The 12,071-nt window shown below is 64.2% G+C and carries 12 protein-coding genes; 4 read left to right on the forward strand and 8 right to left on the reverse strand.

What is annotated here, in order from left to right; all coding sequences use genetic code 11:
- Positions 1-10: 10 nt before the first annotated feature.
- The 3 genes from AB7008_RS05565 to AB7008_RS05575 all read right to left on the reverse strand — a co-directional run bounded on the left by AB7008_RS05565 (position 11) and on the right by AB7008_RS05575 (position 3,511).
- Entirely contained in the window at positions 11-1,894 is a 1,884-nt protein-coding gene (locus AB7008_RS05565) for a feruloyl-CoA synthase (RefSeq protein ID WP_441258598.1), read from the reverse strand.
- Positions 1,891-2,700, reverse strand: coding sequence for a crotonase/enoyl-CoA hydratase family protein (locus AB7008_RS05570; protein WP_028151954.1), 810 nt, complete (start codon positions 2,698-2,700; stop codon positions 1,891-1,893). The genes AB7008_RS05565 and AB7008_RS05570 overlap by 4 nt, the downstream gene beginning before the upstream one ends.
- A 130-nt stretch (positions 2,701-2,830) precedes the next feature.
- Positions 2,831-3,511, reverse strand: coding sequence for a DUF2270 domain-containing protein (locus AB7008_RS05575; protein ID WP_028157347.1), 681 nt, complete (start codon positions 3,509-3,511; stop codon positions 2,831-2,833).
- Between the two features lie 223 nt (positions 3,512-3,734).
- On the opposite strand from AB7008_RS05575, the gene AB7008_RS05580 reads away from it, so the two are divergent.
- Positions 3,735-4,358, forward strand: coding sequence for a histidine phosphatase family protein (locus tag AB7008_RS05580; protein ID WP_441258599.1), 624 nt, complete (start codon positions 3,735-3,737; stop codon positions 4,356-4,358).
- Positions 4,359-4,396: 38 nt separating this feature from the next.
- Here AB7008_RS05580 and AB7008_RS05585 read toward each other — a convergent pair whose 3' ends face one another.
- The 4 genes from AB7008_RS05585 to AB7008_RS05600 all read right to left on the reverse strand — a co-directional run bounded on the left by AB7008_RS05585 (position 4,397) and on the right by AB7008_RS05600 (position 8,081).
- Positions 4,397-4,855, reverse strand: a complete 459-nt coding sequence (locus AB7008_RS05585; RefSeq protein WP_441258600.1) for a DUF3237 domain-containing protein — start codon at positions 4,853-4,855, stop codon at positions 4,397-4,399.
- An 83-nt stretch (positions 4,856-4,938) separates the two neighbouring features.
- Positions 4,939-6,258 (reverse strand): TRAP transporter large permease, encoded by a 1,320-nt coding sequence (locus AB7008_RS05590; protein WP_028157350.1) that lies wholly within the window; start codon positions 6,256-6,258, stop codon positions 4,939-4,941.
- Between the two features lie 2 nt (positions 6,259-6,260).
- A complete protein-coding gene (locus AB7008_RS05595; protein ID WP_014498282.1) occupies positions 6,261-6,770 on the reverse strand; it encodes a TRAP transporter small permease in 510 nt (169 codons plus the stop codon).
- Positions 6,771-7,064: 294 nt separating this feature from the next.
- On the reverse strand, positions 7,065-8,081 hold the full coding sequence (locus tag AB7008_RS05600) for a TRAP transporter substrate-binding protein (RefSeq protein ID WP_441258601.1): 1,017 nt from the start codon (positions 8,079-8,081) through the stop codon (positions 7,065-7,067).
- A gap of 260 nt (positions 8,082-8,341) precedes the next feature.
- Between AB7008_RS05600 and pobA the strand changes: the two genes are divergently transcribed.
- Both pobA and AB7008_RS05610 read left to right on the forward strand, forming a co-directional pair.
- On the forward strand, positions 8,342-9,511 hold the full coding sequence (gene pobA / locus AB7008_RS05605) for a 4-hydroxybenzoate 3-monooxygenase (protein WP_441258602.1): 1,170 nt from the start codon (positions 8,342-8,344) through the stop codon (positions 9,509-9,511).
- A gap of 235 nt (positions 9,512-9,746) precedes the next feature.
- Positions 9,747-10,166: a PaaI family thioesterase gene (locus tag AB7008_RS05610; RefSeq protein ID WP_441258603.1), complete on the forward strand. Its 420-nt coding sequence runs from the start codon at positions 9,747-9,749 to the stop codon at positions 10,164-10,166.
- Positions 10,167-10,312: 146 nt separating this feature from the next.
- Here AB7008_RS05610 and AB7008_RS05615 read toward each other — a convergent pair whose 3' ends face one another.
- Complete coding sequence (locus AB7008_RS05615; protein ID WP_441258604.1) at positions 10,313-11,197, reverse strand: LysR family transcriptional regulator; 885 nt, start codon at positions 11,195-11,197, stop codon at positions 10,313-10,315.
- Positions 11,198-11,318: 121 nt separating this feature from the next.
- Between AB7008_RS05615 and AB7008_RS05620 the strand changes: the two genes are divergently transcribed.
- On the forward strand, positions 11,319-11,954 hold the full coding sequence (locus tag AB7008_RS05620; protein WP_028157355.1) for a pyridoxamine 5'-phosphate oxidase family protein: 636 nt from the start codon (positions 11,319-11,321) through the stop codon (positions 11,952-11,954).
- Positions 11,955-12,071 lie beyond the last annotated feature (117 nt).

Here is a 12,071-nt window from a genome sequence, read left to right on the forward strand (position 1 = left end):
GCGATGGTTTCTACCCGACCGATATCACACGGTCCGATGGATTGGCAGCGTAGAGCTCCTCGATCAGCGCGCCGCGATGCTCGAGCACCGCGCGCTGGTTGATCGAGCCCTTGTCGGTGACCTCGCCCTTGTCGATCGACAGCGGCGTATCCAGCAGGATCGCGCGCGTGATCCGTGTCGAGGAACCGGTGGCCGAAGACAGAAAGCGCGTCAGGCGCTCGCGGAAGGCTTCACGGACCAGCCGGTCGCGGGCGGTGACGGTGAGATCGTCGGCCGGCAGCGTCGGGTTGATCAGCCGGCAGCCGTCGAGGTCGAGCAGCACCAGCGCGGAGATTTCGTCGCGGTTGATGCCGGCGATGACGACGTCGCGCACCAGCGGCGCGCAGGCCGCGACGAAGCGCGCACGCAGTGGGCCGACACTGACCCAGGTTCCGCTGCCGAGCTTGAAGTCTTCGCTGACGCGGCCGTCGAAATCGAAGCCGGCGTTGAGATCGTCGGGATCGACGGGCTTGAGCGCGTCGCCCATCTTGTAAAATCCTTCCTCGTCGAAGGATTTTGCGGTGATGTCGGGTTGGCGCCAATAGCCGGGCATCACGTTCGGCCCCTTGGCGCGCACTTCCATCTTGCCGTTGTTCGGTACCAGCTTGGCGTCATTGCCCGACACGGGCAGCCCGACATGGCCGGAGCGGCTGGTGCGCGGATTGACCGACATGAAGAACGGCGCGGTCTCGGTCGCGCCCAGGCCGGTCAGCATCGGCACGCGGTAGCCCTTCTCCTTCACTGCGAGCTCGTCGAGGCTGTTCCAGACGAACGGCGATAGTGCTGCGCCCGAGAAGAACATCGCGTGCAGCCGGTCGAAGAACTTTGCGCGCAGGCCCTGGTCGTCGCGCAAATAAGGCAGCAGCGATTCATAGCCCTTGGGAACGTTGAAATAGACCGTCGGCGAAATCTCCTGGAGATTGCGCACGGTCTCCTCGATGCCGCCCGGCACCGGCTTGCCGGCGTCGAGATACATCGAGCCGCCATTGTAGAGCGTCAGGCCGATATTGTGGTTGCCGCCAAACGTATGATTCCAGGGCAGCCAGTCGATGATGACGGGCGGCTCGTCCTTGAGGAAGGCGAGCGTCTCGCGCAGCATCACCTGGTTGGCGCAGATCATGCGCTGGGTGTTGATGACCGCCTTGGGATTGCCGGTGGAGCCCGACGTCAGCAGGAATTTTGCGATCGTGTCGGGGCCGATTTTGCTGTGCACCTCGTCGAGATCGCTGCGGATCGGCGTCGCCATGAGGTCGGCGAGCAGGGTGACGTCGCGACCCGGCACGCTGCCCCAGGACGCGGCGATCTCGGTGCCATCAGAGACATTGGCGGCGAGCGCATCCGCGAACTTGCCGGCATCCTCGGCGAAGACGAGGCCGGGCGTCAGCAGCTTCATCAGGTAAGAGAGCTTGCCGTAATCCTTCGACACCAGCGAATAGGCCGGCGACACCGGGCAGAACGGAATTCCGGCATAGAACGCGCCGAACGCGAGCAGCGCGTGGTCGATCGAATTGCCCGAGAGGATGACGACCGGCCGCTCCGCCGACAGGCCGCGCGCAATCAGCCCGGAAGCAATGTGCCGGCTCGCGGCGAGCAACTCGGCGTAAGTGATCTTGCGCCAGCCGCGGCCGCCTTCGCGCTCGGCCATGAAGACGCGGTCCGGCGTCGTCGTCGCCCAGTGATGCAGGCGGTCGGTGAGGCGGACCGGATAGTCGCCGAGCGGCTGCTTTGGCCGCAGGTAAATCGTGCCGTCGTCGCGCCGCTCGATGTTGACGACGGGATCGCCGAACGAAATGGGCCGCAGCGGGGAAGTGCTCGCGCCGCGCTCCATGCTGGAAGAGGACGGCTGTCCGCTCATGACTTCGGCTTCACCTTTGCGGTCTTGTGCTCGAGGAATTCGCGGATCCTGCGTTTTGCCTCTTTGTCGCTCTGCGCAACCGTTGCCATCAGCGATTCCATCAACAGGCCGGCCTGCGGATTGGCCTCCGCGATCATCGGCAGCGCCTGCAGCACGGCGAAGTTCGTCAGCGGCGCGTTGGCGGCGACCTTGGTCGCAAGCTCCAGCGCCTTGCCGAGCCCGTTGCCGGCCTCCGTCACATATTGCGCAAAGCCGTAGGAGGCGCCTTCGGTCGCGCTGTAGACGCGGCCGGTCAGCATCATGTCCATCATCCTGGCAACGCCGATCAGCCGCGGCAGCCGCACCGAGCCGCCGCCGCCGACGAAGATGCCGCGCTGCCCTTCCGGCAGGGCGAAATAGGTCGAGGGCTCGGCGACGCGGATATGGGCGGCGCAGGCAAGCTCCAGCCCGCCGCCGATGACCGCGCCCCGGAGCGCGGCGATCACGGGCACGCGGCTGTACTGGATGCGGTCGAACACCCGGTGCCACATCTGGGAATGGAGGAGGCCGCCGGTCGCGTCGTGGTCCTGGAGCTCGGAGAGGTCGAGACCGCTGGAGAAATGATCGCCAATGCCGTGGATGACGACCGCGCCGATATCCTCGGGCAGGGAGGCAAAGCACTCGCCGATTTCGAGGATAATGCCGTCATTGAGCGCATTGCGCTTGGCCGGCCGGTTCAGGCCCACGGTCAGAACCCGGTCCGCCCGCTCGATCCTCAAAAGCCCGGAGGCGCCCGCGTCAGCGGTCTCGGCGTTTCCCTGTGTCATTTGCGTCCTTGTCAGAATAGTTATGTTGTATAACGAATTCTGGGGGAGTCAAGACGGAGCAGCCCGTCCCTGACGGCGGGCCGCTACACTCGTCTCGGCTCCCCCAGGAACGGGTAACCGCTCCGCGTCATCAACCCATCGCCACCTGGTCGCCCTTGGTCCCGTGCTCGCGTTGGTCGAGCCACATCGTGCCGAGCGCGAACGCCAGCCACCCGAAATTGTAGGCAAAGCCCATGATCAGAACGATCCAGCCGGGAATCGGTCCGACGGCGGCGCGATCAATAAGTTCCGTCAAGGTCAACGCAGGCGTCGGATGGATTGCAATCTTGCCGTAATAGGCGGTTGCCTGGATGGCGAGGATCCAGACGTAATTGCGACGCAACCGCCGTCCGGCCGCGCGGACAAACGAAATGTGATGGCGGGGCGCAGTGTAGTCGCGCGCGAGGACATCCTTCCAGCTGTCATCGTGCGCTTCGCCGGTGAAGATTGGCGCATAGAAATTCCTCTCCAGCCAACGAGCCCGGGCACGCCAGACATTGAAATAGCGATAACGCCGCGCCTCCATACCAAGGAACACGGCAAGGAGCAGTCCGACGAGTACGAGCGGCAGAGGCGAAGCCTCCGGGCTCGAAAAGGTCGTCGACAGTGCGATGCCCATCGTGACGATCGCCCAATTGGTCGTGTTGTCGAGCCGCGTTCGCCAGATCGTCGATCGATAGACCTCGCCGCGGTAGAGATGAGCGATGGCGCCCATTTCGGCGGAGTCGAAGGTGTGTCGGGGAGCTGGTTCGCTGGAAGCCATAAGAGACATGGTGGGACTCCCGTGGTCTGCACAACCTTGCGCCGGACCATCCTGAAACCAGCCGAGCCTTGCGTCAAAGGCGGATTCAGGGTTGCTGACCGCGGGCCTCGCCGCCGAAAAGGGCGAATCTGGAGCAACAATTAAGGAAACCGCAAGCGCCCGGCAAAGCTTTTCGCCGCCGCCGCGGGCATTTGGGTGCGTGGATTGATGGCCGGCTCATCGGAGGTGTCCAATGAGGAAGATTGCCTGCATCGCTCTCCTGGTCTTTCCGGCCCCTTTGTATCCGGCAGGAGCGGTCGATAACGATGCGCTGGTGAGCGAGCTCCGGGGCGGTGGCTATGTCATCATGTTCCGCCATGGCGCTACGGACGACAGTCAAAAGGACGTCTATCCCCTCAACTTCACCGACATGACGGCGCAGCGTCAGCTCAGCACGAACGGGCGCGAGATGGCTGCGGACGTCGGCCGGGCCGTCAGGAAGCTCGGCATTCCCATCGGTCTTGTGCTCACCAGCAAACTCAACCGCGCCGTCGAGACGGGAAAACTGTTGTCCAGCCGGGACGTCCAGGCGGTCGACGCATTGACCGACAGTGGGGGCGGCGCATCGGCGATGGCGAACCCGGGCGGCGCCAATCGCAAGGCGGGTGCCGCGGTGCGCGACCTCGTCAACACGCCTCCGTCCGGGGCAACCGATACCCTCCTGGTCACCCACAAGACCAACTTTGCCGACGCCTTCGGCAAGGACGCCGGCGATGTGCAGGAAGGCGAGGCGTTCGTCTACAGGCCCGATCCGTCAGGACAGCCAAAACTGGTCGCGCGGATGAAGGCCACCGACTGGATCGCTGCGGCGAAGTAGTGCGCTCGGCTCCACTACAATCGCAGCATGCGTGACCCTCACACCACCTGATGCACGTCGATCACGACGCGATCCGCATGGCGTGCGGCTGAGCCGACAAAAATGTGCTCCATCAGCCAGCGATACTTCTCGTGCCCCGTCTCGAATTTCGGGACCGTGCGAAAGTAAATCAGCTTCGGATCGACCGGCTCGCCGCGCTTCAGCTTTTGCAGCAGCTCGACCGGGCCGAAGCGCATGCCCTTGTTCTCGACATAGACAACGGCGCCGTCATCGGTCCCGAAGGCGTATTTCGCTTCGAGGTCGATCAGCTCGTTCGGACGGATGGTCTGGAAGTCGGCGCCGAACGGCAGCACCTTGCCCGTGATCGCGCCCGCCACCTCGCCGCCGATAATCGGGATGATGCGGCGGACGCCGATGCCGGTTTCGCCGGCGGTGACGACGTCGCCGATTTTTGTGGTGATGGTGAAGACGTATTTGGTCTCGAGGGTGGGAGTCATGGGCACCTCTTACTTGCTATGACCAACGAAGCTGCGTTCGACCCTCCCCTGGAGGGGGAGGGTAAGTGACGATCTTCGTTCAGCTAATTCGCCATCATCCGTGTCGGCAGCCAGGTCGCCAGCAGAGGGAACGCGATCAAAATCACCAGCCGCACGAGGTCCGTCGCCACGAACGGGATCACGCCCTTGAAGATCGTGGAGAAGGAGACGTCCTTCACCACGCTCTTGATGACGAAGACGTTCATCCCGACCGGCGGATGGATCAGGCCGAGCTCGACGGTCATCACGATGATGACGCCGAACCAGATCGGATCAAACCCGAGATGCGTGATCACGGGAAAGATGATCGGCACGGTGAGGATGATCATCGCCATGGCGTCCATCAGGCAGCCGAGCACGAGATACATCACCATGATCAGCGCCAGCACGCCGTAGGGGCCGAGGCCGAGACCGGTGAGGAATTCGGTCACCTTCTGCGGCGTCTGCGTCACCGTGAGGAAATAGCCGAAGATCAGCGCGCCGATCAGCACGGTGAACACGGCGGCCGCGGTACGCGTCGCCTGCAGCAGTGAGGCCAAGATCTTCTCGCGGTCGAGCCGCCCGGTGACAACGCCGATGATGAAGGCGCCCGCGGCGCCGACGCCGCCGGCTTCCGTCGGCGTGAAGCGCGGCAGGAAGGGCAGGCCGTAGAGGCCGCCGATGACGAAGACGAACAGCAAGACCGGCGCCCAGATGTCCTTCAGGCCCGCAAAGCGCTCGCGCCACGGCAGCACCTTGCCCTTGGGCAGGAAGTCCGGGCGGAAATGACCGATCAGGAAGATCGTGATCATGTACATGGTCATTGCCAGCAGGCCCGGAATGATGCCGGCGATGAAGAGCTTTCCGATGTCCTGCTCGGTGATGATCCCGTAGACCGCGAGCACGGTAGAGGGCGGCAGCATCGCGCCCAGCGTGCCGCCCGCCGCGATCACGCCGGTGGCAAACGACTGCGGATAGCCGAAGCGGCGCATCTCGGGATAGGCGACGGCGGAGAAGGTCGCGGCGGTCGCGACGGAGGAGCCGCAGATCGCGGCGAAGCCGCCGCAGGCGCCGACGGTGGCGATGCCGAGCCCGCCGCGCAGATGCCCGACAAAGCCGTTGGCGGCGCGGAACAGTTCGCGGCTCATGCCTGAATTGCTGACGAAAGAGCCCATCAGCAGGAACATCGGGATGACGCCGAAGGTGTAGTCGGTGACCGTGCGCATCGAGGTCTGGCCGACCAGCTTCAGCGCCGCCGTCCCGTTGACGAGATAGGCGAAGCCGGACACGCCGACGAGGCCCATGGCCATGCCGACGGGCACGCGCAGCAGCATCAGGACGAACAGGGAAACGAAGCCGATTAAGGCGACGGCATCGGTGCTCATGATTACTCCGTCGCCTTCAATTTGGGATCGTGCATGTCTTCGGGATGGAAGATCAGGCGGTAGGTGCGGATCGCGATCAGCAGCACGGCCGCGGCATCACCGATCCACGCGACCGCGAAGAACGGCCAGGTCGGCATGTGCATGTCGAAGGTCTGGACGTTGTCGTTGTAGGTGCCGCGCACCTTGTCGAACAGCGTCCAGGTCTGCACGGTGACGACGAACAGCAGCACCAGCGTTGCGAACACGTCGATCCAGCGCTGGTAGCGCGGCCCGACATTGCCCCAGACGAGATCGACCGTGATGTGGGTGCCGCGATAGGACGTCGCGGCGATGCCCCAGAAGATGAGGATGCCGAGCAGCATCCGGCCGATATCGAACGAATCGGGGATCGAGTAATTCAGCGTGTTGCGCAGCAGCACCGACAGGAAGATGTCGAGCGCGACGATGCCGACGAAGCCGGCCGCGATCCATTCGATCGTGTCGATGATGCGGTCCATCCAGGAGCGCTTCATGGGAGAGTCCTATCGCGTGAGGTCATTCTCTTGATTCAGATGTCGCCGCGCACTTTGCCTCTCCCCGCGTGCGGGGAGAGGCCGGAATTCGCGCTGGAAGCGCGGATTCCGGGTGAGGGGGACTCTCCGCGCGTCCAACTGCCACCGCCCCGCGGAGACTCCCCCTCACCCCAACCCTCTCCCCGCAGGCGGGGAGAGGGGGGAGGAAGCGGCGTGCGCTCCTCACCGTTCAACCCGCCTGAAGAACAACGGCGGCGAGATGTCCTCGCCACCGTGCTTCTTTCGCCGCGGCGCCTACTCCGCCAGCGCGTTGTACTTCTTCAGCGAGGCCTTCAGATCCGCCAACGCGGCGTCGGGATCGGCGCCGGCCTTCTTGGCGCCTTCGCCCCAGGTCTTGACCAGCGGCTCGGCTGCCTTCTTCCAGGCGGCGGTCTGCTCGGGTGTCAGCTTGTAGACCTCATGATTGGATTCCGCCTTGACCTTGTCGATGCCCGCATCCTCGAACTTGCCCCAGTGCTCGCCGACCACGCCGGCCATCTCGGTCGAGCAGTTCTTGTCGATCGCGGCCTTCTGCTTGTCGGACATCGCGTTGTACTTGTCCTTGTTCATCACGAACACGAAGGTCGTGGTGTAGAGCGGCGCCTCCATGTCGTACTTGGTCACCTTGTCGATGCCGAACAGCACCAGCGAGCCCCAGGGGAAGGTGACGCCGTCGGCGACGCCGCGCTCGATGATGTCGCGCACTTCGGGCGCGGAGGACTGCACATTGGTGCCGCCGAGCGAGGTGACGAAATTCGCCATGGTGGCGTGCGCGGGACGGATCTTCAGGCCCTTCACGTCTTCCGGCATCACGATCTTTTTGGTCTTGGAATGGAAGGAGGAGGGCGAGTGGACGAAGGCGAGGCAGTATTTGACGTCCTTCATCTCCTTCTCGGCATATTTGCGGTACCAGGCGTCCAGCCCCATCGAGCCGCCCTTGGCGTCCGAGATCAGGAACGGCAATTCGCCGGCGCCGACGATCGGGAAGCGGCCGGGCTGGTAGCCGGGATTGACGTAGGTGACGTCGGCGATGCCGTCGCGTGCCATGTCGTAATGGTCGAACGCCTTGCCGAGCTGCTGGGCGGGAAACACCTTGCCGGTGATGGTGCCGCCGGAATCTTTGTTCACCGCGGCCACCCAGTCTTCCAGCGACTTCTGCAGCGGATGCGACGCCGGCACCCAGTGCGAGACTTTCAGGTCGAAGGTCTTGTCCTGCGCGAACGCGGGGCTCACGCTTACTGCCAGCAGCAACGCCAGACAGGCTTTCCTCATCGGTCGTCTCTCCCTGTTTCGACGGCGGGCTTCGATGGCCCGGTCTCATTAATTAACATGTTATCTAATTTGCCGGCGCATTCAAGCCGGAACTGGCGCGGCGTGCCGCCGCGTCATCTACGTCAGCCATGTTGCATGGATTTGTCGCTGCTCGGGCGCACTCCCCTTTTGCCCAACGATTATATGATATAATTATCTTGCGCGGACCGAGGCGACAAGCGAGCCGCGGCGAAAACCTACAGGATCGGGAGGAGCAAGTATTGCGGACAAAAGTCGCAATCATCGGGGCCGGGCCGGCCGGATTGTTGCTTGGGCAACTGCTGCACCAATACGGCATCGACAATGTGGTTCTGGAGCGGCAGAGCCCGGACTACGTACTCGGCCGCATCCGTGCTGGCCTCCTCGAGGAGGGAACCGTCGCGCTGCTCGACCAGATCGGCGCCAGCGCGCGGGCGCATGCCGAAGGCCTGGTGCATGAAGGCATCGAGCTCGCCTTTTCCGGCCGCCGTCACCGCATCGACATGAAGGCCGCGACCAGCAAGACGGTCATGATCTATGGCCAGACCGAGGTCACGCTCGACCTGATGAATGCGCGCAAGGCCGCGGGTCTCACCTCGGTCTACGAGGCCAAGGACGTGCAGCCGCATGATTTCGACGGCAGTCGGCCGCGCGTCACCTATGTCAAGGACGGGGTCACCCACACGATCGATTGCGACTTCATCGCCGGCTGCGATGGCTTTCACGGCGTCAGCCGCGCCAGCGTCCCGGCCACGGCGATCGAGGAGTTCGAGCGGATCTACCCGTTCGGCTGGCTCGGCATCCTCTCGGAGACGCCCCCTGTCAGCCACGAACTGATCTATTCCAACCATGCCCGCGGCTTCGCGCTCTGCACCATGCGCTCGACCAAGCGCAGCCGCTACTATGTGCAGTGCGCGCTCGACGACCATGTCGACCAATGGCCGGACGACCGCTTCTGGGACGAATTGAAGCGCCGGCTCGACCAGGAGGCGGCCGACAATCTGGTCACGGGCCCCTCGATCGAGAAGAGCATTGCGCCGTTGCGCAGCTTCGTCGCCGAGCCGATGCGGTTCGGCAAGATGTTCCTGTGCGGCGACGCTGCCCACATCGTGCCACCGACCGGCGCGAAGGGGCTGAACCTGGCTGCCAGCGATGCGCATTATCTGTCAAACGCACTCCGCGAATTCTACGACGAGAAGTCCAACGCCGGCATCGACGCCTATTCCGCCACGGCGCTGGCACGGGTCTGGAAAGCGGTGCGCTTCTCCTGGTGGATGACCTCGATGCTGCACAAATTCCCCGACACCGGCACCATCGGCGGGCGCATCCAGCTCGCCGAGCTCGACTACGTCACGCAGTCGCAGGCCGCGATGACGTCGCTGTCGGAGAACTATGTGGGGCTGCCGTTTTAGGACGGGTGCCATCGGTGCCGTAGGTGCCGTAGGGTGGGCAAAGCGAAGCGTGCCCACCAACCTTGTGTTTTGTGGAGAGATGGTGGGCACGGCGCTTCGCGCCTTTGCCCACCCTACGGCACCGACGACGACGCCCGTTTCAAACACCCGCGCAAATCCCGTTTAAAACTTTGTAGGCGGTGCAACTGTCATCCACATCGCGTTCAATGGCGCCAGCCAGCAACGCGAGACACCCATGACTGACACCGACATCCCCGACGGCTTCGAGCCGTTGTTTCGCAAGAGCCCTCTCACCGAACCCTGGGAGCCGCTTTACGCGAAGAACACCGACAAGGCAGTCATTATTGGCCTCCGGCTGGCAAGGCCGCACACCAACGGCCGTGGCTTGATCCACGGCGGCCTCATCGCCGCGCTTGCCGACAACGCCATGGGCTATAGCTGCGCGCTGGTGACGAACTGGACCACTTCGTTCGTGACGGTCTCACTCTCGGTCGATTTCGTCGGCTCCGCCGAGATCGGGCAGTGGTGTTCGATCGAGAGCGACGTGATCAAGACCGGCAAGACGATCTGCTTCGCGCAATGCCTGATCAAGGCCGACGACGCTGTGATCGCACGGGCGAGCGGGACGTTCCGCGTGGTGCCGAAGAAGGGGTAAGGCTCTCGTGCCCCGGACGCGGTGCGGCGCGAAGTGCCGCTCCGCAGAGCCGGGGCCCATCCATCCGCAGCCCATGCTCTGGCGTTCCGGGTCCCGGCTCTGCGCCGCAACGCTACGCGTTGCAGCGCGTCCGGGACACGAGACCATCACCCAAACCTCCACTCCGCGGTCTCCACCACGAGATCGATGAATGCGCGCACCTTGGCCGAGAGCAGGCGCGAGGTCGGATAGACGATGTGGATCGGCAGCGCCGGCTGCTCGTATTTCGCCAGCACGATCTTGAGCCGCCCGCGCTTGAGGCCCTCCGCGGCCTGATAGGCCAGCACGCGCGTCACGCCGCCGCCGGCTTCGGCATATTGCAGGGCGGCGTCGGCGCTGTTGCTGGTGAAGCGCGGGTTGACCATGACCTCGATGTCGCGGCCGTCCTGCACGAAGCGCCAGCTCGCGGACGGGCCGAACGCGATGGTCTGGTGTTCGAGCAGCGCCTCCGGCGTCTTCGGCTCGCCATGGCGCTTCAGATAGCCCGGCGTCGCCACCACGATCCGCCGCATCTCGCCGACCTGGCGCGCGACGAGGGAGGAGTCGGCGAGATGGCCGATGCGGACGGCGGCGTCGACGGCATCCTCGACGAGGTTGACCAGATGGTCCGATAGCCTGAGTTCGCAGGCGACCTCGGGATAGCGCTTGAGGTAGGCGGTCATCACCGGCCCGACATGGAGCCGGCCGAAGCCGATCGGCGCCGACACCACGAGACGCCCGCTCGGCCGGTTGCGCTCCTCGCGCGCGGAGCCATCGGCCTCCTCGACGTCGGCGAGGATGCGCCGCGCCCGCTCCAGATAGCGCGTGCCGACATCGGTCAATCTCACCTGCCGGGTGGTGCGTTGCAGCAACCGCGCGCCGAGATGCTCCTCCAGCGCCGCGATCAGCCGCGTCACGGCCGAAGGCGACAGCTGCAGCTTGCGCGCCGCCGGCGCAAAGCCGCGCAGATCGGCGACGGTGACGAAGACGTGCATGGCTTCGAGGCGGTCCATGATATTATTGCATATATTGCAATGATGAAGTGTCAAGCCGCCAGATTGTTTTGGCCGCCGGAAGGGCCACCTTAGACCCCGAAAGACGCAGGAATGCGCCGGGATTTCAGGAGATGTTCCGATGACGGCAGCTCTCACCTACGCCAGCGACGTGGCATTCACGCCGGCGGTGAAATCGATCCAGACCCGAAAGGGATCGCGCGAAGGCTATGCCCATGCCGAGCAGCGCGGCTGGCGCACCGAGGTCGACGAGAACCTCGCGGCGTTCCTGGCTGACGCCAACAGTTTTTATTTCGCCACGGCATCGGCCGATGGCCAGCCCTACATCCAGCATCGCGGCGGCCCGAAGGGGTTTTTGAAGGTGCTGGACAAGCAGACGCTGGCTTTCACGGACTACGCCGGCAACCGGCAATACATCACGCAGGGAAACCTGTCCGAGAATCCCAAGGCCTATATCTTCGTGATGGACTACGCCCATCGCCGCCGCGTGAAGATCTGGGGCGAGGCGCGCGTCGTCGAGGACGACGAGGCGCTGACGACGTCGCTGATGCCCAAGGGCTACCGCGCGCGCCCGGAGCAGGTGATCCTGTTCAAGATCGCAGCGTGGGACACCAACTGCCCGCAGCACATTCCGCAGAAGTTCGATGCGCCGGATGTCGCGGCAGCGCTTGCGGCGAGGGACCAGCGGATCGCAGAGCTGGAAGCGGAGGTCGCAGCGTTGAAGGGAAAAGCGAGTCTGCCTTCAAGCGAAAGCTAGTCAGGCTCGCACGGTGCACCCTCTCCCCTTGCGGGAGAGGGTGGCTCGTCGCGTAGCGACGAGACGGGTGAGGGGTTTCTCTCTGCCTGCGATGGTCCCACGTCGCAATTCGCGGAG

Source organism: Bradyrhizobium sp. 521_C7_N1_3, from assembly GCF_052075975.1.
Taxonomy (GTDB): domain Bacteria; phylum Pseudomonadota; class Alphaproteobacteria; order Rhizobiales; family Xanthobacteraceae; genus Bradyrhizobium; species Bradyrhizobium japonicum.

What these genes read in the sequence shown, in the direction of transcription:
- AB7008_RS05565 (WP_441258598.1), bottom strand. Translation starts at nt 1,894, where the DNA reads ATGAGCGGACAGCCGTCCTCTTCCAGCATGGAGCGCGGCGCGAGCACT.
- AB7008_RS05570 (WP_028151954.1), bottom strand. Translation starts at nt 2,700, where the DNA reads ATGACACAGGGAAACGCCGAGACCGCTGACGCGGGCGCCTCCGGGCTT.
- AB7008_RS05575 (WP_028157347.1), bottom strand. Translation starts at nt 3,511, where the DNA reads ATGTCTCTTATGGCTTCCAGCGAACCAGCTCCCCGACACACCTTCGAC.
- AB7008_RS05580 (WP_441258599.1), top strand. Translation starts at nt 3,735, where the DNA reads ATGAGGAAGATTGCCTGCATCGCTCTCCTGGTCTTTCCGGCCCCTTTG.
- AB7008_RS05585 (WP_441258600.1), bottom strand. Translation starts at nt 4,855, where the DNA reads ATGACTCCCACCCTCGAGACCAAATACGTCTTCACCATCACCACAAAA.
- AB7008_RS05590 (WP_028157350.1), bottom strand. Translation starts at nt 6,258, where the DNA reads ATGAGCACCGATGCCGTCGCCTTAATCGGCTTCGTTTCCCTGTTCGTC.
- AB7008_RS05595 (WP_014498282.1), bottom strand. Translation starts at nt 6,770, where the DNA reads ATGAAGCGCTCCTGGATGGACCGCATCATCGACACGATCGAATGGATC.
- AB7008_RS05600 (WP_441258601.1), bottom strand. Translation starts at nt 8,081, where the DNA reads ATGAGGAAAGCCTGTCTGGCGTTGCTGCTGGCAGTAAGCGTGAGCCCC.
- AB7008_RS05610 (WP_441258603.1), top strand. Translation starts at nt 9,747, where the DNA reads ATGACTGACACCGACATCCCCGACGGCTTCGAGCCGTTGTTTCGCAAG.
- AB7008_RS05615 (WP_441258604.1), bottom strand. Translation starts at nt 11,197, where the DNA reads ATGGACCGCCTCGAAGCCATGCACGTCTTCGTCACCGTCGCCGATCTG.
- AB7008_RS05620 (WP_028157355.1), top strand. Translation starts at nt 11,319, where the DNA reads ATGACGGCAGCTCTCACCTACGCCAGCGACGTGGCATTCACGCCGGCG.